Origin of the sequence: Mycobacterium lentiflavum (assembly GCF_022374895.2) — a bacterium.
Classification (GTDB): Bacteria; Actinomycetota; Actinomycetes; order Mycobacteriales; family Mycobacteriaceae; genus Mycobacterium; species Mycobacterium lentiflavum.
The window spans coordinates 2,622,571-2,646,159 of sequence record NZ_CP092423.2; the positions used below are offsets into that span (position 1 = coordinate 2,622,571).

Consider the following 23,589-nt stretch of genomic DNA (forward strand, 5'->3'; position numbering starts at 1 on the left):
TCTTGGCTATGTCGGCGTCGCCACATATTGCGGCGCCGCTCGCTTGGGAGGAATAAACTCGCAACTCGAAGCCGTAGGGTTGAACCCGTCGACCTGCATGTTCGTCACCAAGGGGTGGGACCAATGAGCGTCATCGCAGGCGTATGCGGTGCATTGCCGCCGTATCGCTATTCCCAACGAGAACTCACTGACTTCTTCCTCAGCATTCCCGGCTTCGCGGACTACGAGGACATCGTCCGGCAGCTGCACACCAGCGCCAAGGTCAACAGCCGCCATCTGGTCATCCCGCTGGAGCGCTATCCCCGGCTGACCGACTTCGGCGTCGCGAACCAGATCTACATCGACAATGCCGTTGAGCTGGGTACCGAGGCGCTGGCCGGGGCGCTGGACGACGCGGGGCTGCAGCCGCGCGACGTCGACGTGCTGTTCACGACGACGGTCACCGGGCTCGCGATCCCCTCCATCGACGCCCGGATCGCCGGACGGCTCGGGCTGCGCGACGACGTGCGGCGGGTGCCGCTGTTCGGCCTCGGCTGCGTGGCCGGGGCGGCCGGCGTGGCCCGGCTGAACGACTATCTGCGCGGCGACCCGGATGGCGTGGCCGCCCTGATCTCCGTCGAGCTCTGTTCGCTGACCTACCCGGGGTACAAGCCCTCGCTGGCCGGTCTGGTCGGCAGCGCCCTGTTTGCTGACGGCGCGGCATCCGTGGTCGCCGTCGGCGAGGACCGCGCGGCGGAGATCGGCGCCAGCGGTCCGGACGTGCTGGATTCGCGCAGCCACCTCTACCCGGACTCGCTGCGCACCATGGGCTACGACGTCGGCACCGAGGGCTTCGAGCTGGTGCTGTCCAAGGACGTCGCGGCCGTCGTCGAGCAGTACATCGAAGACGACGTCACCGGTTTCCTGGGGGCGCACGGCCTGACCCCGACCGACGTCGGTGCCTTTGTCAGCCACCCCGGTGGTCCGAAGGTCATCGAGGCGATCACCGCGGCACTAAGCCTGCCGCCCGACGCCCTGGAACTCACCTGGCGGTCGCTCGGCGAGATCGGCAACCTCTCGTCGGCGTCGGTGCTGCACGTGCTGCGCGATACCATCGCCAAGAAGCCGCCCAGCGCAAGCCCGGGTCTGATGCTCGCGATGGGGCCCGGCTTCTGCTCGGAGCTCGTCTTGCTGCGCTGGCACTGATGCCTGCGTATGGATCCCGCGTCGTCTCGTAGCCCGATGAATAGCACTCCTGAAGAGCTGGTCAAGGCGCTGCGCGCGGCGCTGAAGGAAAACGAGCGGCTGAAGCGGGAGAACCGTGAATACCTGGCTTTGCTAACCCAGGAAGCGACCGAGCCGGTGGCCATCGTCGGGATGGCCTGCCGGTACCCGGGTGCCGTGGACTCGCCGGAAGCCTTGTGGGAGATGGTCGCCGAGGGCCGCGACGTGGTGACCGACTTCCCGGCCGACCGCGGCTGGGATCTCGCCGAGCTGTTCGATCCCGACCCCGACGCGACCGGCAAATCGTACAACCGTTGCGGTGGATTCCTTTCCGGCGTCGCCGATTTCGACGCCGCGTTCTTCGGGATCGCGCCGAGTGAAGCGCTGGCGATGGATCCTCAGCAACGCTTACTGCTCGAGGTGTCGTGGGAGGCGTTGGAGCGGGCCGGAATTGACCCGATCACGCTGAGAGGATCGGCGACGGGCGTATTCGTCGGTATCTTCCACGGTTCGTATGGCGGTCAGGGCCGCGTCCCCGGAGACCTGGAGCGGTATGGCTTGCGCGGTTCGACTCTCAGTGTCGCGTCGGGCCGGGTCGCGTATTCGCTGGGGCTGGAGGGCCCGGCGGTGTCGGTGGACACGGCGTGCTCGTCGTCGCTGGTGGCGCTGCACCTGGCCGCGCGTTCACTGCGCGCGGGCGAGTGCGATGCGGCGCTGGTCGGCGGCGTGACCGTAATGGCCACCCCGGCGATGTTCGTGGAGTTCAGCCGCCAGCGGGCGCTGTCCGCCGACGGTCGGTGCAAGGCGTATGCCGGTGCGGCCGACGGCACCGGCTTCTCCGAGGGTGTCGGCGCGCTGGTGGTGGAGCGACTGGCCGACGCGCAGCGGCTGGGGCACCGGGTGCTGGCCGTGGTGCGCGGTTCCGCGGTGAATCAGGACGGCGCGTCCAACGGGCTGGCGACCCCCAACGGGCCGGCGCAGCAGCGGGTGATCCGGGCGGCGCTCGAGAATGCCCGGCTGGCCACGGCGGACGTGGATTTGGTGGAGGGCCACGGGACCGGCACCACATTGGGCGATCCCATCGAAGCCCAGGCGATCTTGGCAACCTACGGGCAGGATCGTCCGGCTGATCGGCCGTTGTGGCTGGGCTCGATCAAGTCCAACATGGGCCACACGTCGGCGGCGGCGGGAGTGGCCGGGGTGATCAAGCTGGTGCAGGCGATGCGGCACGGCGTGATGCCCCAGACGCTGCACGTGGATGTGCCTACGCCGCATGTGGATTGGTCGGCGGGTGCGGTATCGCTGCTGACCGAGCAGCGGTCGTGGCCGCCGCTGGATCGGCCGCGCCGCGCGGCGGTGTCGTCGTTCGGGATCAGCGGCACCAATGCGCACGTGATCCTGGAGCAGGCTCCGGTGGTGGAAACCGTTGCGGCTGATGGCGATATGCCGGTGGCGCCGTGGGTGTTGTCGGCCCGGTCGCCCGAAGCGCTGGCGGGCCAGGCGCGGCGACTGCTGGCATACGTGCAGGCCGATCCGCGGCTCGGTGTTGCCGACGTCGGGTGGTCGCTAGTGTCGACCCGCTCGGCGTTCGACCATCGGGCCGTGGTCGTCGGTACTCGCGACGAGCTGATGGCCGGGCTGGCCGGACTGGCGGCGGGGGAGCCGGGCGTCAACGTCGTGCAGGGGCGCGCACAGGCCGTCGGCAAGACGGTGTTCGTGTTTCCGGGTCAAGGCTCGCAGTGGGTCGGCATGGGAGCCCAATTACTCGACACCGCACCGGTATTCGCCGAGCAGTTGAACCGGTGTGAGAAGGCGCTCGGCGAGTACGTCGAGTGGTCGCTGATCGATGTGGTCCGCGGCGCGGCGGGCGCCCCGGGGCTGGATCGGGTCGACGTGGTGCAGCCCGTGCTGTGGGCAATGATGGTGTCGCTGGCCGAATTATGGCGCTCGATGGGTGTGCAGCCCGACGCGGTCATCGGCCACTCGCAGGGCGAGATCGCCGCGGCCTACGTGGCCGGTGCGTTGTCGCTGGAGGACGCGGCTCGGGTGGTGGCGCTGCGAAGCCGGCTGCTGGTGCAACTGTCGGGGGCCGGGGGCATGGTCTCAATGGCGTGCGGCCAGGACCAGGCGCGCGAGCTGTTGGCGCCCTCCGGTGATCGCTTGAATATCGCTGCGGTCAATGGTGTTTCGGCGATCGTCGTCTCCGGAGAGGTGCACGCCCTCGAGGAGCTGATCCGCCGTTGTGAGGGTGCCGGCGTGCGTGCCCGCCGGATCGACGTCGACTATGCCTCGCATTCGGCGCAGGTCGACGCCATTCGTGAGTCCCTTGCCCAGGCCCTCACCGGCATTGAACCTCGATCCTGCGCGGTCACCTTCTTCTCCACCGTCACCGGTGAGCCCCTCGATACCGCGGGGCTGAATGCCGACTACTGGTACCGCAGCATCCGTCAGACCGTGCAATTCGCGCGGGCGGTGCGTACGGCCAGCGACGCCGGCTACCGGGTGTTCATCGAATCGAGCCCGCATCCGGTGCTGGCCGCGGGCATCGAGGGCACCGTCGCCGATGATGCCGTCGTCATTCCGTCGCTGGGCCGCGACGACGGCGGGCTGGACCGGTTCTGGTTGTCCGCGGGTCAGGCGTATACCGAGGGTGTGGCGGTGGATTGGCGTCCCGTCTTCTCCGGCGCCCACCAAGTGGAGTTGCCGACGTATGCCTTCCAGGGCCGACGATTCTGGCTGCCCCCGATGGGGATTGGTGGCGGCGATCTCGGTGGCTTGGGATTGGCCGGAGCCGAGCACGGCCTGCTGGGCGCGGTGGTGCAGCGGCCCGACTCCGGTGCCGTGGTGCTGACCGGCCGACTGTCGCTGGCCGCGCAGCCGTGGCTGGCCGATCACGCGGTGGCCGGGGTGGTGTTGTTCCCCGGCGCCGGGTTCGTGGAGTTGGCGTTGCGGGCCGGCGACGAGGTCGGCTGCTCGGTGGTCGAGGAGCTGACACTGTCGGCACCGCTGCTGCTGCCCGCGTCCGACGGCGTCCAGATTCAGGTCGTGGTCGGGCCTCCAGGTAGCTCGGGCCGCCGGGCGGTATCGGTGTATTCCCTTGGCATGGAGCCCGATTCGGAATGGGCACTGCATGCCGAGGGCGCGTTGAGCATGGGCGCGGACAGTCCGGCCGCGAACTTGTCGGTATGGCCACCGGTGGGAGCGACGGCCGTGGACGTTGCCGACGCGTACGAGCACCTGACCCGGCGAGGCTACGAATACGGTCCCGCGTTTCAAGGCCTGCAGGCCATGTGGCGCCTCGGCAATGAGGTCTTCGCCGAAGTCGCCGTCCCCGAGGTCGCCGGGATGAGGGTCGACAGTTTCGGAATCCATCCGGTGCTGGTCGACGCCGCGTTGCATGCGATGGGCGTGGTCGGCGACCAGGCCGAGACCATGCTGCCGTTCTCCTGGCAGGGCGTGTGTCTGCACGCCGCCGGCGCGTCCCGGGCGCGGGTGCGGATCGCACCGGTCGGGGTGAGCGCGGTGTCGGTGGACCTGGCCGACGGAGCCGGCCTGCCGATCCTGTCGGTGCGGGAGCTGGTGGTCCGGCCGGTCTCGGCGGCCCAGCTAACGGCGGTGGCCGCGGCACCCCGGTCCGGCGGCGGCTTGCTGGAGGTGACGTGGTCGCCGGTTGCCGTGCCGCCCAACGCTTTTGGCGGACAAGACGTGAGGGTGTGGGAGCCGCGCTCGGGCGCCACGGTGGAGTCGGTGTATGCGGCCACGCATGAAGCGTTGGGTGTGTTGCAGTCGTGGTTGGCCGGTAGCGATTCGGGGCAGTTGGTGGTGCTGACTCGTGGTGCGGTGGGGCTGGCCGGCGAGGACGTGGTGGATTTGGCGGGTGCGGCGGTCTGGGGGTTGGTGCGTTCGGCGCAGGCTGAGCAGCCGGGCCGGGTGGTGCTGGTCGATAGCGATGGATCGTTGGACGACGGTTCGTTGGATATTGCCGAGGTGATCGCTTGCGGTGAACCGCAATTGGTGGTGCGGTCCGGCGTCGCGCACGCGGCGCGGCTGATCCCGTCGCGGTCGGTGTCGACGTTGCCGGCGGGTCAGTGGCGGATGAGCGTGGGTGGCGGCGGCACCCTGGAGGATCTGGTCGTGCGCCCGCTGCCTCGCGCAGAGGTGGCTGCCGGGCAGGTGCGGGTGGCGGTGGCTGCGGTCGGGGTGAATTTCCGGGATGTGTTGGTGGCGTTGGGGATGTATCCCGGCGGTGGCGAGCTCGGCGTCGAGGGTTCCGGGGTGATCGTCGAGGCCGGTCCCGGCGTCCGGGGCCTCAGCGTCGGCGACACCGTGATGGGCTTGTTGGGGGTCGTTGGATCCGAAGCGATTGTGGATGCGCGGCTGGTGACGAGGGTGCCGGCCGGCTGGTCGCTGCCGCAGGCCGCGAGCGTGCCGGTGGTGTTCTTGACCGCCCTGTACGGGTTGTCGGTGCTGGCCGGGCTGAAGGCCGGCGAGCGGGTGTTGGTGCATGCCGCTACCGGCGGGGTGGGGATGGCGGCCGTGCAGTTGGCCCGGCACTGGGGTGCGGAGGTATTCGCGACTGCCAGTCGTGGCAAGTGGGATACGTTGCGGGCGATGGGTTTTGACGACGATCACATGGGCGACAGCCGGAGTCTGGATTTCGAGGAGAAGTTCCTGGCGACTACCGGCGGGGCCGGGGTCGATGTGGTGCTCAACTCGCTGGCCGGTGAGTTTCTGGATGCCTCGCTGCGGTTGCTGGTCGGCGGCGGGCGGTTCATCGAGATGGGCAAGACCGATCTTCGTGACCCCGCGTCGATGGCGCCGGGCGTGAGGTACCGGGCGTTCGACCTGATCGAGGCCGGGCCGGACCTCACCGCGACCATGCTGTCCGACCTGATGGCGATGTTCGACGCCGGTGTGCTGAAGCCGTTGCCCGTCAGGATGTTTAATGTGCGGTCGGCCTCGTCGGCGTATCGGTTCGTCAGCCAGGCCCGCCACATCGGCAAGGTGGTGCTGACGATCCCGGACGGTCCCGGTGACCCGGTCCTCACGGGGTCCGGTGGCGGCCTGGCCGGCGGCTGCGTGCTGATCACCGGGGGCACCGGGATGGCCGGGTCGGCGGTGGCCGCGCACCTGGTGGCCCGTTACGGCGTGGCCCACGTGGTGCTCATCAGCCGCCGCGGCGCCGACGGCGAGGGCGTGCCGCAGCTGGTGGATCAGCTCAAAGCCGCCGGGGCCGAGGTGTCGGTGGTGGCCTGCGATGTCGCCGATCGAGAGGCGTTGGCGGCGTTGATCGCCGGGTTGCCGGCACGGTATCCGCTCAAGGGCGTGTTCCACGCCGCCGGGGTGCTCGATGACGGGCTGATCGCGTCGCTGACGCCGCAACGCATGGCCCCGGTGCTGCGGGCCAAGGTGGACGGCGCCTGGAACCTGCACGAGCTCACCCGCGAAATGGATTTGTCGGCGTTCGTGATGTTCTCCTCGATGGCCGGCATCGTGGGCTCCCCGGGACAGGGCAACTATGCCGCGGCCAACAGCTTCCTCGACGGCCTTGCCACCTACCGGCGTGCCCACGGCCTGGCCGGATTGTCGATCGCCTGGGGACTCTGGGAACAGGCCAGCGGCATGACCCGACACCTCGACGAGCGCGACAAAGCGCGGATGAGCCGTATTGGGCTCGCCCCCATGGCAACCGAGCAGGCGCTGCGACTGTTCGATACCGCGATGCTGGCCGAACGCCCGGTGATGGTCGCCGCGCGCATCGACCCCGGCGCGTTGGCCGACAACGGCGCGACACTGCCCCCGCTGCTCAGTCAGCTGGTCGCCCGCCCCATCCGGCGTGTCATCGACGAGACCGACACCACCGCCGCCTCGATGACCAGCCTGGTCGCTCGCCTGCAGGGCCTGTCCCCAGAACAGCGGCACAGCGAACTGGTCGACCTGGTCAGCCGCAACGCCGCCACCGTGCTGGGCCGTCCCAACGCCGGCGACATCAACGCGGGCAGCGTCTTCCAAGACCTCGGGTTCGACTCGCTGACCGCCGTCGAACTGCGTAACCGGCTCAAAACCGCGACGGGACTGACCCTTTCGCCGACCTTGATCTTCGACTACCCGACGCCGATAGTCCTGGCCGAACACCTCGAGACCCGGCTGGTGGTTCCCGGTGTTGCGAACTCCACCGAGCAGCCCAACCTGATGGCCCGTTTCGCACGCTTCAATGACATCACCCGCGAGTTGCAAACACTGCTGAACCAACCCGATTGGCAGCCAGAAGACAAGCCGCACTTGACCACCCGCATCCAGACATTGCTGACCACGCTCGGCGCCCACCTGGATCCGCACGACCAGCAGGAAGCCGACGACGAGGACATCCACAGTGCCAGCGAAAGCGAACTGTTCGCCATCCTCGACGAAGAACTCGGCTCGTAAGACGCCAAGGAGCGCCCGTGTCGGACACCGACAAACATCTTGATTACCTCAAGCGGCTGACCGCAGATCTGCGGCGCACGCGACGCCGGGTGGCCGAACTCGAGGGCAAACTGTCCGAGCCGGTGGCAGTGGTCGGGATGGCGTGCCGGTATCCGGGTGGAGTGGATTCGCCGGAAGCATTGTGGGACATGGTGGTTGAGGGCCGTGACGCCGTGTCGGATTTTCCTTCGGACCGGGGCTGGGACGTGGCGGGGTTGTACGATCCCGACCCCGATGCCCCTGGCAAGATGTACGTGCGGCAGGGATCATTTCTCGGCGACGCCGGCGATTTCGATGCCGGGTTCTTCGGGGTCGGCCCGAGCGAGGCGCTGGCGATGGATCCGCAGCAGCGCTTGATGCTGGAGCTTTCGTGGGAAGCGTTGGAGCGCGCGGGAGTTGACCCGCTGGGGTTGCGGGGGTCGGCGACGGGCGTGTTTGCCGGTGTGATCCATGCCGGCTACGGCGGGCAGGTGGAAGGCGAGCTGGAGGGCTACGGGCTCACCGGCTCGACGTTGAGCGTGACCTCGGGCCGGGTGTCGTATGTGCTGGGCCTGGAAGGCCCGGCCGTGTCGGTGGATACGGCGTGTTCGTCGTCGCTGGTGGCGCTGCACCTGGCCGCGCAGTCGTTGCGCTCGGGGGAATGCGATCTGGCCCTGATCGGCGGCGTCACGGTCATGGCCACACCCGCCGCCTTCGTCGAATTCAGCCGCCAGCGAGCGCTGGCCCCCGATGGCCGCTGCAAGGTGTACGCCGGGGCCGCCGACGGCACCGCCTGGTCGGAAGGCGCCGGTGTTCTGGTGGTGGAGCGGTTGGCCGACGCGCGCCGAGCGGGACACCCGGTGTTGGCGATCGTGCGCGGGACCGCCGTCAACCAGGATGGCGCGTCCAACGGGCTGACCGCCCCGAACGGGCCTTCCCAGCAACGCGTCATCCGCACCGCGCTGGCCGGCGCCGGCCTGACCGCGGCCGACGTCGATGTCGTCGAGGGCCACGGCACCGGAACCGTGCTGGGCGATCCGATTGAGGCGCAAGCGTTGTTGGCGACCTATGGCCAGGATCGGCCGGCGGACCGTCCGCTGTGGCTGGGGTCGATCAAATCGAACATCGGTCACACCTCGGCCGCCGCGGGCGTCGCCGGAGTCATCAAGATGATCGAGGCGATCCAGCACGGTGTGCTGCCGCAAAGCCTGCACGTGGATGTGCCTTCGCCGCATGTGGATTGGTCGTCGGGCGCGGTTTCGTTGTTGACCGAGTCGCGTGCCTGGCCCAGCGGCGACGGGCCGCGCCGGGCCGGCGTGTCGTCGTTCGGGATCAGCGGTACTAACGCGCACGTGATCATCGAGCAGCCGCCGGCGGCTGACGCCGAAGACGTTGTCGCTGAACCGGATCCGCGCGAGACGGCGTGGGTGCTGTCGGCTCGCTCCGAGCAGGCCCTGGCCAATCAGGCCAAGCGGTTGCTCGCCCGCGTGTCCGGGGACGCGAAGCTGAGCCCGGTGGACGTGGCGTGGTCCCTGGTGACGACACGCGCGGTGTTCGACCATCGGGCCGTGGTGGTCGGCGCGGACCGGGACCAGCTGATCGCCGGCTTGGGCGAGTTGGCCGCCGGTGAGCTGAGTGCCGGCGTCACGGCTGGGCGGGTCCGCTCGGCGGGCAAGACCGTGTTCGTGTTTCCCGGCCAGGGGTCGCAGTGGCTGGGGATGGGCCAGCAGCTCTACGACCGCTTTCCGGAGTTCGCCCGCGCATTCGACGAGGCGGTCGCCGCACTGGATCCGCTGCTGCGGCTACCACTGCGGCACGTGATCTGGGGCGAGGACGCGGAGCTGCTGCAGAGCACCGAGTTCGCGCAATCGGCGCTGTTCGCCGTCGAGGTGGCGGTCGCGGCGTTGCTTGCGCATTGGGGCGTGCTGCCCGACGTGGTGACCGGCCATTCCGTCGGCGAGATCACCGCGGCCTACGTGGCGGGCGTGCTGTCGCTCGCGGATGCGGCCAAAGTCGTTGCGGGCCGCGGGCGGTTGATGGCGGCATTGCCGCCCGGGGGTGCGATGGTCGCGGTTGCCGCCAGCGAAGCCGAAGTCGTGCCGTTGCTGGGTGCGGAGGTGAACCTCGCGGCGGTCAACGGCCCTAACGCCGTGGTGATCTCCGGTGCCGAGGCCGCGGTCACCGCGGTGGCCGACGAACTCGCGCGCCGGGGCCGGCGGGTACATCGACTGGCGGTCTCGCACGCCTTTCACTCCGCGCTGATGGAGGCGATACTCGGGGAGTTCGCGCAGCTGGTCGCCGGCGTGTCGGCCGCACCGCCGCGAATAGCTTTGGTGTCCAACCTGACTGGCGAACTGGCCGGGCCCGGCTACGGATCGCCCGAGTACTGGGTAGAGCATGTGCGCCAGCCGGTTCGTTTCGCCGATGGGGTGCGCGCTGCCGAGTCGTTGGGCGCCCGGGCTTTCGTGGAGGTCGGTCCGGGTCGCGGTCTCACCGCTGCCGTCGAGCAGTCGTTGACCACCGAGCAGGCGACATCGGTGATCACGGTGGCCAAGGACCGCCCCGAAGCGGAGTCGGCACTCAAGGCACTCGGGCAGTTGTTCACCATCGGCGTCCCCGTGGACTGGGCCGCGGCGGTAGGAAACGGGCACCGCGTCGACCTACCCACGTATGGCTTTGTCCGGCAACGATTCTGGCTGCCCCTTGGAGCGGTGGGATCGGGCAATGTAAGCAGTGTCGGCTTGGCCCGGGCGGCGCATCCGTTGCTGGGCGCGGTGGTGGAGCGACCCGACTCCGGCGGTGTGGTACTGACCGGCCTGTTGTCGGTAAGCGGATCGCCCTGGCTGGCCGACCACGTCGTCGACGGCGTGGTGTTGTTCCCCGGCGCCGGGTTCGTGGAGTTGGCGTTGCGGGCCGGCGACGAGGTCGGCTGCTCGGTGGTCGACGAGCTGACCTTGCTGGCCCCGTTGGTGTTGCCGCCGGGCGGCGCGGCGCGCGTGCAGGTCGTTGTCGACGCGGCGGGGGAGTCGGGCTCCCGTGCCGTGTGGGTGTATTCGCGTGGTGCGGCCACGGATTCGGTCTGGGTGCTACACGCCCAGGGCTCGTTGAGTGCCGCGGCGCCCGAACCCGCGGCGGATTTGTCGGTGTGGCCGCCGGTCGGGGCTTCGGTGGTCGAGGCCGGCGACGTGTACGAGGTCCTGGCGGCGCGCGGCTACGACTACGGCCCGGCGTTCCGCGGTCTGCGAACGCTGTGGCGGCGCGGGCACGAGGTCTTTGCCGAAGTGAGTGCCGGCGAGGGCGTGACCATGGGCGGCTTCGGGATTCATCCCGTCGTGCTGGATGCCGCGTTGCACGCCTGGGGGATTGCTGAGGGTGGCGATTCGACGATGCTGCCGTTCTCCTGGCAGGGCGTGTGTTTGCATGCCGCCGGGGCCTCCCGGGTCCGGGTACGCATTGCGCCGGCCGGTAGCGGCGCGGTGTCCGTGGACCTGGCGGACGGAACGGGTCTGCCGGTCTTGTCGGTGCGAGAGCTGGTGGTTCGGCCGATTTCGATCGGTGCGCTATCGGCCGCCCTAGCCGCTGCAGCCGGCGGCGGCGGCGGACTGTACGAACTCGCATGGACCCCGGTGTCGTTGGAGCCCGGTGCGGTTGCCACCGAGAACCTGACGGTGTGGGAGCCGAGTTCGGGTGTCACGGTGGAGTCGGTGTATGCGGCCACGCACGAGGCGTTGGGTGTGTTGCAGTCGTGGTTGGCCGGCGGCGACGCGGGGCCGTTGGTGGTGCTGACTCGTGGTGCGGTGGGGCTGGCCGGCGAGGATGTGGTGGATTTGGCGGGTGCGGCGGTCTGGGGGTTGGTGCGTTCGGCGCAGGCTGAGCAGCCGGGCCGGGTGGTGCTGGTCGATACAGACGGTTCGCTGGACGACGGTTCGTTGGACATTGCCGAGGTGATCGCTTGCGGTGAACCGCAATTGGTGGTGCGGTCCGGCGTCGCGCACGCGGCGCGGCTGGTCGCCGTCGGGGCAGGGGCCGTGCTGGAGCTGCCGCCCGGCGGCTGGCGGCTGGCCGCCGGCGGTGGCGGCACCTTGGAAGACGTGGTAGTCGCTCCGGCCGCGCCGGCGGAGCTGGCTTCCGGTCAGGTGCGGGTGGCGGTGGCCGCGGTCGGGGTGAACTTCCGGGATGTGTTGGTGGCGTTGGGGATGTATCCCGGTGGCGGTGAGCTCGGCGCCGAGGGAGCCGGGGTGGTGCTCGAGGTCGGGCCCGGGGTCCAGGGGCTGTCGGTCGGCGATGCGGTGCTCGGCTTGCTGGGAGTCGTTGGATCCGAAGCGATTGTGGATGCCCGGTTGGTGACGACGGTGCCGGACGACTGGTCGCTGCCGCAGGCCGCGAGCGTGCCGGTGGTGTTCTTGACCGCCCTGTACGGGTTGTCGGAGCTGGCGGGGCTCAAGGCCGGCGAGAAGGTGTTGGTGCACGCCGCCACGGGCGGGGTGGGGATGGCCGCGGTGCAGCTGGCCCGGCACTGGGGTGCGGAGGTATTCGCGACCGCCAGTCGGGGCAAGTGGGACACGTTGCGGGCGATGGGCTTTGACGACGATCACATTGGCGACAGCCGGAGTCTGGATTTCGAGGAGAAGTTCCTGGCGACTACCGGCGGGGCCGGGGTCGATGTGGTGCTCAACTCGCTGGCCGGCGAGTTTCTGGATGCCTCGCTGCGATTGCTGGTCGGGGGCGGGCGGTTCATCGAGATGGGCAAGACCGATCTTCGCGACCCCGCGTCGATGCCGCCGGCCGTGACGTACCGGGCCTTCGACCTGATGGAGGCCGGCCCGGACCACATCGCCACGATGCTGTCCGACCTGATCGCATTGTTCGAGGCCGGCGTGCTGAAGCCGTTGCCGGTCAAGACATTCGACGTGCGCTGCGCCTCGTCGGCGTATCGGTTCGTCAGCCAGGCCCGCCAGATCGGCAAGGTGGTGCTGACCCTGCCGGATGGTCCGGACGATCCGGTGCTGGCGAGCTCGACCGGCGGGCTGGCCGGGGGCAGCGTGCTGATCACCGGGGGCACCGGGATGGCCGGTTCGGCGGTGGCCGCACACCTGGTGGCGCGCTACGGCGTGGCTCACGCGATGTTGGTCAGCCGCAGCGGCGCCCACGGCGAGGGCGTGCCGGAGCTGGTGGATCAGCTCAAAGCCGCCGGGGCCGAGGTGTCGGTGGTGGCCTGCGATGTCGCCGATCGAGATGCGTTGGCGGGGCTGCTTACTCGACTGCCCACGCAGTATCCGCTCAAGGGCGTGTTCCACGCGGCCGGAGTGATCGACGACGGGTTGATCGCGTCGCTGACGCCGGGCCGAGTGGACACGGTTTTGCGGAGCAAGGTCGACGGTGCCTGGAACCTGCACGAGCTCACCCGCGAAATGGATTTGTCGGCGTTCGTGATGTTCTCGTCGATGGCCGGCATTGTGGGCTCCCCGGGACAGGGCAACTATGCGGCGGCCAACAGCTTCCTCGACGGCCTTGCCACCTACCGGCGAGCGCACGGTCTGGCCGGATTGTCGATCGCCTGGGGACTGTGGGAACAGGCCAGCGGCATGACCCAACACCTCAGCGAGCGCGACAAGGCCCGGATGAGCCGGGCCGGGTTGGCGCCGCTGTCCACTCCGCACGCACTCCAGGTATTCGACGAGGCCATGCTCGCCGACCGCCCGCTGCTGGTGGCCGCCCGCATCGACTCGGCGGGGCTGGGCGCGGGCGGTGCCGTTCCGCCGGTGCTGCGTGACCTGGTCAGGCGGCCGGGTCGGCGACTGATCAGCGATGCCGACGCAGCGGTGTCGACGTCGGGGCTGGCCACCCGGCTGCAGGGACTCAGCCCCGAGCAGCGTCACCACCAGTTGGTGGAACTGGTGTGCACCAACGCCGCTACCGTTCTGGGCAGGTCCAACGCCGACATCGAGGCCCAGCTGCCGTTCCAGGACCTCGGGTTCGACTCGCTGACCGCGGTGGAACTGCGCAACCGCATCAAAATGGCTACCGGGCTTACCCTTTCCCCAAGCCTGATCTTCGACTTCCCCACACCCGCGGCCCTCGCCGCACACATCGACGAACAGCTCGACTCGGTGACCACCGGTGCGCCGGCGGCCGCATCGGACCAGCTGGCGCGTTTCGCACGCTTCAATGACATCGCCCGCGAGTTGCAAACACTGGTCGACCAACCCAATTGGACGCCGGACGAAAAAACCCGCTTGGCCGCCCGCATCCAGGCCATCGTGAACGAATTGGAATCCCCGTCGCCGCTGACGACCAGCGAATCGCAGGTCATCGACGAAGACATCACCACCGCCACCGAACGCGAACTCTTCGCGATCCTCGATGACGATCTCGGCCCCTGATGTCCGACGTCGCAGTCATCGGCCTCGCCTGCAGATTGCCCGGTGCCGCCGGCCCGCGGGGCTTTTGGGAGCTCGTTCGCGACGGGTTGGAGGACACCCGGCTACCCGGTGACATCGCGGAGTTCGACGCCGACTTCTTCAACCTGTCGCCCCGCGAGGCCAGCGCGATGGATCCACGTCAGCGGATTGCACTCGAACTCGCCTGGGAACTCTTCGAAGACGCCTTTCTGATACCGGAAACCCTGCGCGGCGAACAGGTTTCGATCTACCTCGGGGCGATGACCGACGACTACGCCGTGCTGACGCTTCGCGACGGCGCGGACAATCTCGACCATCACTCCTTCGGCGGGGTTACGCGCGCCATGATCGCCAACCGGATCTCCTACGCGCTCGGCTTGCGGGGGACCAGCATGATCGTCGATTCCGGTCAATCGTCCTCGCTGGTCGCGGTGCACCTGGCCTGCGAAAGCCTGCGCGCGGGCGAGTCGGCGCTGGCGATAGCCGGTGGGATCCACCTCAACCTGGCCGACGAAACCGCGATGCTCGAAACGGAATTCGGCGCGATGTCGACTTCCGGTCACACCTATGCTTTCGACGGACGCGCGGATGGCTATGTGCGGTCCGAGGGTGCCGGCATGGTGCTGTTGAAGCCGTTGGTCGCCGCCCTGACGGACGGAAACAGAATCCGCGCCGTCATCCGCGCCAGTGCGGTCGGCAATGCCGGCCACAGCTCCGCCGGCCAGACCGTGCCGTCGGTCCCCGGGCAAGCCGACGTCATCCGGCGGGCGCTCGCCCGCGCCGGGCTGGGCGCCGACGACATCGACTATGTCGAGGCGCACGGCACCGGAACCGAAGTCGGCGACCCGGTCGAGGCGCGGGCACTGGGTGAGATCTTCGCTGCGCGCCAACAGAACCCGGTACGGGTGGGCTCGGTGAAAACCAACATCGGCCACACCGGCAGTGCGGCCGGAATCGCGGGCTTGCTCAAAGCGATACTGGCCGTCGAAAACGCGGTGATTCCACCAAGTCTCAACTACGACCCAAACGCGGTCGGCAACGATCTGAGAAGCCATGGGCTGCAGGTGAATACCGCACTGGCAGCGTGGCCGATCCGGGACCGGCCGCGCCGGGCCGGCGTGTCGTCGTTCGGAATGGGCGGGACGAATGCGCATGTGATCGTCGAGCAGGCGCCCGCACAGCCGGAAACTGTTGTCGCCGAACCACAACGAGTCACCCCGCTGCCGTGGGTGCTGTCGGCGCGCTCGGAGCAGGCGCTGATCAACCAGGCGGGGCGGTTGGCCGCCCACCTCACGTCCGACGACGTTGCGACCGTGACGGATGTGGCGTGGTCGCTGGCCACCACGCGGTCGGCCTTCGAACACCGGGCGGTGCTGGTGGGCAGTGATCGTCTGACCCTCAGCGCGGGCTTGACACGGTTGGCCAACGGAGACCGGGGGGCGGTAGCCGGCCGCGCTCGAGCGGGCGGCAAGACCGCGTTCGTATTTCCCGGCCAAGGTTCGCAATGGCTGGGAATGGGCCGCCAGCTCTACGGGCGCTTTCCGGTGTTCGCCTTGGCATTCGACGACGCCGTCGAAGCGTTGGATGTCGCGCTGCGTTCGGGATTGCGCGAGGTGATCTGGGGCGTCGACGCAGAGTTGTTGGCGAATACCGAATATGCACAGCCGGCGCTGTTCGCCACCGAGGTGGCAGTGGCAGCACTGCTGCAAAGCTGGGGAATCGAACCCGATCTGGTGATGGGTCATTCGGTGGGGGAGATCACCGCCGCACACATCGCGGGCGTGCTGACGCTCGACGACGCCGCGCGGCTCGTCGCGGCGCGGGGCCGCTTGATGGCGGCGCTGCCGGCCGGCGGCGTGATGATCGCCGTGGCCGCCAGCGAGGACGCCGTAACGCCGTTGCTCACCGACGGCGTGGCCATCGCGGCGGTCAATGCCCAAAACTCCGTGGTGCTTTCGGGCGCCGAGGCCCCGGTGGCCGCGGTGGCCGACCGGTTGGCGCAGCAGGGGGTGCGGGTACACCGCCTCGCGGTGTCGCATGCGTTTCATTCGGCCCTGGTAGAACCCATGATTGACGAATTTGCCCGCCTGATAGCTGACGTCAAAGCCGACGAGCCGCGGATTGGCTTGGTGTCCAACGTGACTGGCGAATTAGCCGGCGCCGACTATGCAACGGCGGAATACTGGGTCGAACATGTGCGCCGGCCGGTACGCTTCGTCGACGGCGTCCGCTTGGCGGAATCGTTGGGGGCCAACGTTTTTGTCGAGGTGGGTCCCGCAGCCGGCCTGAGCGCGGCGGTGGAGCAGTCGCTGAACAACGAGCATGCCGCCGCGGTGGCCACGCTGGTCAAGGAAGAGCCCGAAATCGAGGCGCTGATGAGCGCGGCTGGGCAACTCTTCGTCCACGGCGCAGCCGTTGATTGGCCGTCGATGGTGAACGGCCTGGGTGGACGTCGTGTCGAGCTGCCGACGTATGGCTTTGCCCGGCAACGGTTTTGGTTGGGCGCCCGCGCGGACGCGCCGGCGCCGTTGATCGACCGGGCGGCGGATCTGGCCGAGCAGTTGCGAGCACTGGCCCCCGAGGACCAACACCGGCAGTTGGTGGAACTGGTGCGCGCTCACGCGGCAACGGTGCTGGGGCACGCGAGCGGTCGTGACATCGAGGTCGAGCGCGCCTTTTCCGACATCGGTTTTGAATCGCTGTCCGGCGTCGAACTGCGCAACCGGCTGAAAGCCGCTACCGGCTTGGCCTTATCGCGCACGCTGATCTTCGACTTCCCCACCCCGTCGGCGCTGGCCGAACAACTGCGTCATCAGCTGCTGCACGACGAACGCGCAGATTCCGACGACGAGAAGACGTGGCAGGCGCTGAAAAAAATTCCGCTACGCGAACTTCGGCGAACCGGCTTGCTCGACAAGCTCTTGCTGCTCGCGGGCGAGTCGGAGCTGGCAGGTGCCGAACCCGGTGTCAGCAGTGACACCATCGATTCGTTGAGCCCCGATGCGTTGATCGCTATGGCGCTGGAGTCCGACAAAGCGGATGATGTCGAGTGACGAAATCCACGCTGGCAAGCCTGATTACACGTCCCTTTCCGTGAGTGATATCCGACACATGTTGAATAGCCGTATCTTTGCGGCCCTGAACCAGACCGCATAAACTTCCGTGCAATGGGGGGAACCATTTTAGGTAGAGGTCAGGTATGAGCGTCATCGCAGGTGTGTTCGGTGCAGTGCCACCGCACAGTTACAGCCAGGGCGAGATTACCGACCAATTCGTCAAGTTCCCGGTCTTGCAGGAACACGAAGCGATCGTCCGGCGTCTGCATGCCGGGGCGAAGGTCAACAGCCGCCACCTGGTCCTGCCTCTGGAGCAGTATCTGTCGCTGACCGATTTCACCGAAACGAACGAAATCTTCATCGAAAACGCCGTCAACCTCGGGTGCGAGGCCTTGCTGGGTGCTCTCGACGAGGCGGGACTGCAACCCCACGACGTCGACGTGATCGCCACCACGACCGTCACCGGCGTCGCGGTGCCGTCGCTGGATGCCCGCATCGCCGGGCGGATCGGCCTGCGCCCGGATGTTCGCCGGATTCCGCTGTTCGGTCTGGGCTGCGCCGGCGGCGCGGCAGGGGTGGCCTTCCTGCACAGCTATCTGAAGGGTGCGGCGGACGGCGTCGCGGTGCTGGTGTCCGTTGAGCTGTGCTCGCTGACTTTCCCGACCGTCAAGCCGACGGTATCGGGGCTGGTCTCCACCGCAATGTTCGGCGACGGGGCGGCCGCCGTGGTGGCCGTCGGCGATCGTCGCGCCGAACAAGACCAGCGGCTGCGTGCCAGCGGCCCCGACATCGTGGATTCCCGCAGCCGCCTCTACCCCGACTCACTGCACATCATGGCGTGGAACGTCGGCCCCGCCGGCCTGCAGCCGGTGTTCTCCCCGGAGCTGGCGACGATCGTCGAGCGGCACCTGGCCGGCGACGTCGACCGATTCCTCAGCGGACACAGCCTGACCAGGGGCGACATCGAGGCGTGGGTGGCCCACCCCGGTGGTCCCAAGGTGATCGATGCGATCGGCAAGAGCCTCGAGCTGCCCCCCGAGGCGCTCGAGTTGACCTGGCGCTCACTGGGCGAGATCGCCAACCTGTCGTCGGCGTCGGTGCTGCACGTCCTGCGTGACACCATCGCCAAGCCGCCGGCCGGCGGCAGCCCGGGCCTGATCGTCGCGATGGGCCCCGGATTCTCCTCCGAGCTCGTGCTACTGCGCTGGCACTGAGTCGGCGATTTCGACGACCAGCCCCGGGGTGGGACTGAGCGCGGCGAGGTTGGCCGCCCGGATTCGCTGAGCGGGCAACCGCAGGGTGGTTCGGGCCACCAGCCGGGCAAGCATGGTCGTCATCTCGGTCGTCGCCATCGCCGCCCCGATGCAGCGGTGCAGCCCGCCGCTGAACGGAATGAACTCGTGCGGTGCGGGCTTGCGGTAATCGGGAGAATCCGGGTCCCACCGTCGGGGCCGGAACTCGCGCGGATCCGGCCACACCTCGGGCAGCCGATGGGTGACGTAGGCGCTGAAGATCAGCAATCGACCCGCGCGGATCCGGTGTCCGTCGAAGCTGAGGTCGCGCATCACGCGGCGGGCGGAGATCACCGCGGGCGAGTACAGCCGAAGCGTCTCGTGGACCACGCCGTTGAGGTAGGTCAGCGCGCCGAGGTTGGCGGCGCTGGGCGGCTCGTCGCCGAGCACCCGGCGAACCTCGTCGGCGGCGTTGTCCCAGGCGCCCGGCAGGGTCAGCAGCGTGTAGATCGCCCAGGCCAGCGCGCCGCTGGTGGTCTCGTAGCCGGCGGTGATCAGCGAAATGATCGAGTCGCGAATCTCGTTGTTGCTCAATGCATATCCCTCATCGCCGCGACCGTTGATCAACATGGTTAGCAGGTGGTCGTCGGGTCTGGGCGCGGTGCGGGCGTCGGCGATCAGGCTGTCGATGAAGTCGTTGAGGCGCTGGCGGGCAGCCATCGCTCGCCGCCATCCGCGGGAGTTGAGACGCCGCTGCAGCGCCACGACCTGGGGCAGCTGGTGGGTCAGGTCCAGCAGCGGCTGGAGTTGCTCACCGAGGAAGTCGGAGTGCGCCGCCAAGCGTGAGCCGAACAGGCTCTCCGCGGTGCTGCGCCGCACCGCGCCGCGGCACTGCTGGTAGATGTCCAGCCGTTGCCCCCGCCGCCAGCCGTCGATCGTGGCGTCGATATTGGACACCATGGTCTGCACGTAGTCCTGGATCTGCCGGTGGCGCAGCCCCGGGGCCACCACGCTGCGGCGACGGCGGTGATCGTCCCCGTCACTGACGATCAGCGCGGTGGGCCCGTCGACCCATGCGAGGTTCTCGAACGTCCGCGCCCAGCTGAACGCGTCGGCGTTGGCGAACACGAATTTGTTGGCCTCGGGGCCGAGCAGATAGGTGTAGCCGTGCCGGCCGACGCCGGAATTGATCACCGGGCCCCGCAGCCGGTATAGGGCGAGCAACCCTTCGCCGGGCAGGTAGCGGATCGGTGGCTTGCTCATAGTGACTATTCGACCATTTCCGAGAGCTCCAGCCAGCGACTTTCCAGCGTGGCGACTTCGTCTTCCAGGGCCCGCAGCTCGCTCGTCAGCCGGGTGATGCCGACGTGGTCGGACTGGTCGTGGTCGGCGAGTTCGACGTGTTTGGCCGTAATCCGGTCGGCCAGCCGGGCCAGCTGGCGGTCGACCGAGGCCAGCTCCTTCTCGGCGGCGCGACGTTGCGCGCCGCTCATCGCCGCGGTGTCGGGGGTCGCCCGCGGCGGGTGCGCCCCAGGCGCGGAATCCGCAGTCAACCGCAGGTATTCGTCGACGCCGCCCGGCAGGTGGCGCAGCCGGCCGTCGAGAATCGCGTACTGCTGATCGGTGATGCGTTCCAGCAGATAGCGGTCGTGCGAGACGACGATCAGGGTGCCGGGCCAGGAGTCGAGCAAATCCTCGGTGGCCGTGAGCATGTCGGTGTCGACGTCGTTGGTGGGCTCGTCGAGGAGCAGGACGTTCGGCTCGGACAGCAAGGTCAGCATCAGCTGCAGGCGCCGACGCTGCCCGCCGGACAGCTCGCCGACTCGCGCGGAGAGCTCGGTGAAGCCGAGTCGCTCCAGCAGCTGGGCCGGGGTGACCTCGCGGCCCTCGACCTCGTACCCTCCGCGCAGCCGGCCCAGCACGTCGGCGATCCGGTCGTCGGCAAGGTCGGCTAGCCGATCGCCTTGTTGATCGAGCACCGCCAGCGCAACGGTCTTGCCGCGCTTCACGCGCCCGGTGTCCGGCGCGATGGTGCCGGCGATCAACCCCAGCAGCGTGGACTTGCCCGCGCCGTTGGCGCCGACGATGCCGGTCCGTTCACCAGGCGCGATCCGCCATTCGACATCGCGCAGCACCGGACGCCCGCCGAATGAAACGGAGACGTCGAGCAGGTCGATCACGTCCTTGCCTAGCCGGGCCGTCGCCAGCTTGGCCAGCTCGACGGTGTTGCGCAGCGGCGGCACGTCGGCGATCAGCTGGTTGGCGGCGTCGATCCGGAACTTCGGCTTGGAGGTCCGCGCCGGCGGGCCGCGGCGCAGCCAGGCCAGCTCCTTGCGCATCAGGTTCTGCCGCTTGGCCTCCACCGCGGCGGCCTGCCGGTCCCGTTCGACGCGCTGCAGCACGTACGCCGCGTAGCCGCCCTCGAAGGGTTCGACGATCCCGTCGTGCACCTCCCAGGTCGTGGTGGCGACCTCATCGAGAAACCATCGGTCGTGCGTCACCACCAGCAGCCCGCCGGTGTTGCGCGCCCAGCGCTGTTGGAGGTGGCCGGCCAGCCAGGTGATGCCCTCGATATCGAGGTGGTTGGTCGGCTCGTCGAGGGCGATAACGTCCCACTCGCCGATCAGCAGCCTGGCCAGCTGCACTCGTCGCCGTTGCCCACCGCTGAGCGTGGAAATCATTGCATCCCAAGCGATATCGGCTACCAGACCGCCGACCACATCGCGGATGCGCGGGTCGCCGGCCCACTGATGCTCGGGTTGATCGCCAACCAGCGTCCAGCCGACGGTGTGTTGCGGGTCCAGGGTGTCGGCCTGGCTCAGCGTGCCGACCCGCAATCCGCTGCGTTGGGTGACCCGCCCGGAGTTGGGCGGCAGCTGACCGCTCAGCAGGCGCAGCAGGCTGGACTTGCCGTCGCCGTTGCGACCGACGATGCCGATGCGCGCGCCGTCATTGACCCCGAGCGAGATCGAATCGAATACCACTTGAGTCGGGTATTCGAGGTGAACGGCCTCGGCCCCCAGAAGGTGCGCCACCGGGCCGAGGCTAGCAAGACGTCGACCCCGGACTGGCCCAGGTGACCAATCCTTCCGGATCCGTCTCGGTCGCCGCCCTCCCGGACGGCGGCGTCGTGCAGATGAAACTAGACGACGAACTCATCGTAGGGGCCGCGGAATTGCCGACATCCGACCAGGCCGACGCGGCACAAGCGCACGTGTTCGCCACCCGCTACGTCGACACCGATTGACCTTCACTTAGCTCCGTCGGCGGGAGGCGCAGGTGGAGCGGGATCGACCTTGCGCGGGCGACGACCAATGACACCCTCGGTCCACGGCCGCTCCTCGGTGTAGACAGCGGCGTCGTCCGGCTGCACGCGCTTGGCCGTGCCGCCCGCTTTATTCTGACCGGCGCCGAGCCCGCCCATCGCCGCCCCGCCTCCCATTGCTCCGGCGGTCCCCGGCGTGCCCGAGCTCGCACCGTGCAGACCGGATCCGGCCGCCGACCGCGCCACCGACTCGGGATCCATCGCGATCTGCCCCTTCGGCATCTGCAGCCCCGTAGGCGGTTGTGCCGCGTTCGGCGGTTGCAACGGTGGCTGCAACCGTGGCGGCGTGCCGATTCCACTGCCGCCCAACGGTATTCCGGCGCCAGCGCCCGCCGAAGCGGCCGGGGCCAGATGCGGTGGGTGCCCACCCGGGGGCAGCGGTGGGATCAACGGCGCGCCCGGCGTGGGGCCCGCCGCAGCAGGCTTGGGGCCCACGCCTTTTGCCATGTTCGCGAACTGGCCCGCGGCGCCCATCAGCTTCGACGGGGACGGTAGCGGCAGCTTCGGCATGCCGGCGCCTGCCGACTTGGCAAGGGCGGCCTGCTGGGCGCTCATGGATTTGGCGAAGTTCGCGGTCGCCGCCTTCTGCTGTTCCTGCGCTTGCTTTTGCGCCTGCCGCGCGATGTCCTGCGCCTCTTCGCGCGCTTTTCGCGCCTCTTCCTGTGCTTCCTGCCGTGCTTTGCGCGCTTCCTCTCGTCCCTTCTCCGCCTCCTCTTTCTGCGCTTTCAGCATCGCTTGCATGGGCTGCATAGCCCGTTGCTGTGACCGATCCGCTATCTCCTGTGCCTTCTCTTCGGGCGTCTTGAGGAGATCGGCGTCCGCTCGATCGGGCGGCATCGAAAGATTGATCACCGACCACGGCAAACCAGCTTGTTTGCGGTATTCGACCCGCACGTCTTCGGACATCTTCTGCAGCCGCTTATAGGCCTCGTAGTCGCGGCTGGAGATTCTCTTCGAAGTCAACTTGGTGTGCAGGGGTTCCACTTGTTCCGGACGGGGGTGTTGAACGACCGCGACACAATGTGCTGAGGCGAGCGCCCGCGCCTGTTGGCTCAGCAGCGCGCAGTTGGCCGCCATCTGGTTCAGCCACACCCGGTGCAGCTCGAACTGCTTCTCGACCTGGGTAACCGCCGCCCCGCGCCAGGACTCGAAGGGCCGGAACCGCAGCGCGGCGTCCCGCAGTTTCCCCTCATAGGCACCCCAGTTGTCGGCAAATCGGAATAACGCCGTTGCGCGCGCATCGCCCGCATTGATTTGTTTCGCCGCGTCTCTGACGCGCAGAAACACGTTGTCCGCCTGCAGCACCAACGCTCTGGTCCCGTCTCCCAACCACGACGGGCTGGTGGGCGGGGGGACATACGAGCCGACGGCGTCGGGCCGGAGTTGGTACGCGGACGGGCGCCGCAGCGTGGCCGAGAAAGCCGGCATGGCCGACGTCAGTTTGTTCGCGGCCTCCGAGTCGACGCCGTCGTATTTTATGGCGGCATGGACTAGCAACTCTGCCAGACGCCGCCACCGCTCTTCGCCTGTCTTGAGGGCCATCGACACGTTGTGGGCGGATCGCTGCAGCACGGTGGCCGCGTTGAAGACCATCGCGAGCTCGCATGGAGCTGTGGGTGCGTCGTCGGGCCATTGCGGCATGGCCTCAGCCAGGTCTTTGGCCCTGTCGATCAGCTCCTGCGGCTCGACACTGAGCGTCGATGGTGGGCGTTCCGGGGGCTTGACGACACTCGGCACGCTCGGTTGCTGGACACTGATCGCCGGCAGTCCGCGTGACGACGGTGGTAGTTTCACCATCCCAATCCTGTTCTGCTGCTACCAATCGGCGTGCTGACACCGCTGCGAATTGACGTGGTGAGCACATGGGAGTGTTGCAACGAGGCGATCCGTATTGCGCCGGGCTGAATTGTCTGCCCAGACAAACCCGA

At 68.5% G+C, this 23,589-nt stretch carries 9 protein-coding genes; 6 read left to right on the plus strand and 3 right to left on the minus strand.

All coding sequences use genetic code 11. From position 1 onward, the window contains the following. Positions 1 to 123 precede the first annotated feature (123 nt). The 5 genes from MJO58_RS12440 to MJO58_RS12460 all read left to right on the plus strand — a co-directional run bounded on the left by MJO58_RS12440 (position 124) and on the right by MJO58_RS12460 (position 18,318). Positions 124 to 1,185: a type III polyketide synthase gene (locus MJO58_RS12440; RefSeq protein ID WP_239722985.1), complete on the plus strand. Its 1,062-nt coding sequence runs from the start codon at positions 124 to 126 to the stop codon at positions 1,183 to 1,185. A gap of 36 nt (positions 1,186 to 1,221) precedes the next feature. Next, positions 1,222 to 7,629: a type I polyketide synthase gene (locus MJO58_RS12445; RefSeq protein WP_239722986.1), complete on the plus strand. Its 6,408-nt coding sequence runs from the start codon at positions 1,222 to 1,224 to the stop codon at positions 7,627 to 7,629. A gap of 17 nt (positions 7,630 to 7,646) precedes the next feature. Then, positions 7,647 to 14,030 (plus strand): type I polyketide synthase, encoded by a 6,384-nt coding sequence (locus MJO58_RS12450; protein WP_239722987.1) that lies wholly within the window; start codon positions 7,647 to 7,649, stop codon positions 14,028 to 14,030. Further along, entirely contained in the window at positions 14,030 to 17,101 is a 3,072-nt protein-coding gene (locus MJO58_RS12455) for a type I polyketide synthase (RefSeq protein ID WP_239722988.1), read from the plus strand. The genes MJO58_RS12450 and MJO58_RS12455 overlap by 1 nt, the downstream gene beginning before the upstream one ends. A gap of 146 nt (positions 17,102 to 17,247) precedes the next feature. Beyond that, the gene (locus tag MJO58_RS12460; protein WP_239722989.1) at positions 17,248 to 18,318 is read left to right on the plus strand and encodes a type III polyketide synthase; all 1,071 of its coding nucleotides are present in this window, start codon (positions 17,248 to 17,250) and stop codon (positions 18,316 to 18,318) included. On the opposite strand, the gene MJO58_RS12465 is transcribed toward MJO58_RS12460, so the two are convergent. Continuing rightward, entirely contained in the window at positions 18,301 to 19,584 is a 1,284-nt protein-coding gene (locus MJO58_RS12465) for a cytochrome P450 (RefSeq protein WP_239723255.1), read from the minus strand. The genes MJO58_RS12460 and MJO58_RS12465 overlap by 18 nt on opposite strands. 20 nt (positions 19,585 to 19,604) lie before the next feature. Continuing rightward, complete coding sequence (locus MJO58_RS12470) at positions 19,605 to 21,371, minus strand: ABC-F family ATP-binding cassette domain-containing protein (RefSeq protein ID WP_239722990.1); 1,767 nt, start codon at positions 21,369 to 21,371, stop codon at positions 19,605 to 19,607. A 41-nt stretch (positions 21,372 to 21,412) separates the two neighbouring features. On the opposite strand from MJO58_RS12470, the gene MJO58_RS12475 reads away from it, so the two are divergent. Further along, a complete protein-coding gene (locus MJO58_RS12475; protein WP_239722991.1) occupies positions 21,413 to 21,583 on the plus strand; it encodes a hypothetical protein in 171 nt (56 codons plus the stop codon). 3 nt (positions 21,584 to 21,586) lie between these two features. On the opposite strand, the gene MJO58_RS12480 is transcribed toward MJO58_RS12475, so the two are convergent. Then, entirely contained in the window at positions 21,587 to 23,458 is a 1,872-nt protein-coding gene (locus tag MJO58_RS12480) for a PPE domain-containing protein (protein WP_239722992.1), read from the minus strand. Between the last annotated feature and the right edge of the window lie 131 nt (positions 23,459 to 23,589).